This window comes from Microbacterium sp. Bi128 (assembly GCF_918698205.1).
This window is the reverse complement of the sequence record NZ_CAKKMM010001007.1, coordinates 1-1872: the sequence shown is the minus strand read 5'-3', so window position 1 is coordinate 1872 and position 1872 is coordinate 1. Positions and strand designations below refer to the sequence as shown.

The 1872-nt window shown below is 69.8% G+C and carries 3 protein-coding genes; all 3 read left to right on the top strand.

Features of this window, described 5'->3' with window-relative positions; translation table 11 throughout:
* On the top strand, positions 1 to 448 hold a 448-nt coding region (locus LQV45_RS29150; protein ID WP_253074597.1), incomplete at its 5' end, for an FGGY-family carbohydrate kinase.
* On the top strand, positions 445 to 1248 hold the full coding sequence (locus tag LQV45_RS29145) for a (Fe-S)-binding protein (protein WP_230010532.1): 804 nt from the start codon (positions 445 to 447) through the stop codon (positions 1246 to 1248). The genes LQV45_RS29150 and LQV45_RS29145, both read left to right, overlap by 4 nt.
* The coding region (locus LQV45_RS29140) for an LUD domain-containing protein (RefSeq protein ID WP_230010529.1) at positions 1245 to 1872 on the top strand (628 nt) is incomplete at its 3' end. The genes LQV45_RS29145 and LQV45_RS29140, both read left to right, overlap by 4 nt.

Here is a 1872-nt window from a genome sequence, read left to right as displayed (position 1 = left end):
CATCAACGCCGACGACCCCTGTTTCATCGCTCCGGACAACATGCCCGAACGGATCCGGGGCGCGGTCCGGAACACCGGTGCTGTCTTGCCGGAGCATCCCGCGCACATCGTGCGGTGCATCCTGGACAGCCTTGCCGCCGGCTACGCCCGGACCATCGCCGACGCCGAACGGCTCGCGGACGTCCGGGCCGGCGTCGTGCACATTGTGGGCGGCGGATCCCAGAACGGGCTCCTGTGCCAGCTCACCGCCGACGCCACCGGAAAAACCGTGATCGCCGGACCCGTCGAGGCCACGGCCCTGGGCAACGTCCTGGTCCAGGCCCGCGCCGCCGGCGTGCTCAGCGGCGGGCTGGGCGAGCTGCGCGCCGTGGTGCGTGCCTCCCAGCACTCGGCGGAGTACGTGCCCTCACCCGTGGCGGCACACCAGAGCGCCGGAGGTGCCCAGTGAGGATCGCGCTTTTCGCCACGTGCATCGTGGACGCCATGTACCCGGCCACGGCCCGCGCCACGGTGTCCGTCCTGGAACGCCTCGGCCACGAGGTCATCTTTCCCGCCGGGCAGGCCTGCTGCGGGCAGATGCACGTCAACAGCGGCTACCTCAAGGAGGCGCTGCCCGTCGTCGCCAACCATGTGAAGGCTTTCGAAGAAGAGGAGTACGACGTCGCCGTCGCACCGTCCGGCTCCTGCGTCGCCTCCGTGAAGCACCAGCACTCCATGGTCGCCCGCCGCTGCGGGGACGCCGGGCTGGAAGCCCGGGCCGCCGCCGTCGGAGCCAAAACCTACGAGCTCTCCCAGCTCCTGGTGGATGTCCTGGGCGTCACCGACGCAGCGGCGCAGCTGGGCTCGTACTTCCCGCACCGGATCACCTACCACCCCAGCTGCCACGGCATGCGCCTGCTCCGGCTCGGCGACCGCCAACTGGACCTGTTGCGCTCGGTCGGCGGCATCGAACTGGCCGAACTGCCCGAAGCCGACCAGTGCTGCGGCTTCGGCGGCACCTTCTCGATGAAGAACGCGGACGTCTCCTCGGCGATGCTGGCGGACAAGACCGCCAACATCTGCGGCACGGGCGCCGAACTTTGCGCCGGCGGCGACGCGTCCTGCCTGATGCACATCGGCGGCGGACTGTCCCGGCAGGGCAGCGGCGTCACCACGATGCACTTCGCCGAGATCCTGGCCAGCACCCTCGAGAATCCCGCCGCCGTCTCCGGCGACGTCCGCCTCACCACCGGAAGGACCGCACGATGAGCGGCACATTCCTGGGGATGCCGTCCCTGCCGGTCTTCGGCATCGGCAACCTGCACGAACACGAGCCCTTCCCGAAAGCCGCCCGCCGCGAACTCGGCAACCCCCAGCTGCGGGCCAACCTCGGCCACGCCACCCGGACCATCCGGGACAAGCGGCTGGCCGTCGTGTCCGAACTCCCCGACTGGGAGGAGCTGCGCGAGGCGGGCCGGGCGATCAAGGAATCCGTCATGGCCCGGCTGCCGGAACTGCTCGAAGAGTTCGAGGCGAACTTCACCGCCCGAGGCGGGACCATCCACTGGGCCCGCGACGCCGGCGAAGCCAACAGCATTGTCGCCGCCCTCATCCGGGACCAGGGCGCCACCGAGGTGGTCAAGGTCAAGTCCATGGCCACGCAGGAAATCGGCCTCAACGAATACCTCGAAGAACGGGGCATCGCGGCTTACGAGACCGACCTCGCCGAGCTCATCGTCCAACTGGACCACGACAAGCCCAGCCACATCCTGGTCCCGGCCATCCACAAGAACCGCAGCCAGGTCCGGGACATCTTCCTGCGCGAAATGGAGGGGGTGGATCCGGAGCTCACCAACGAGCCGGCCCGCCTCGCCGCGGCCGCCCGGGCACACC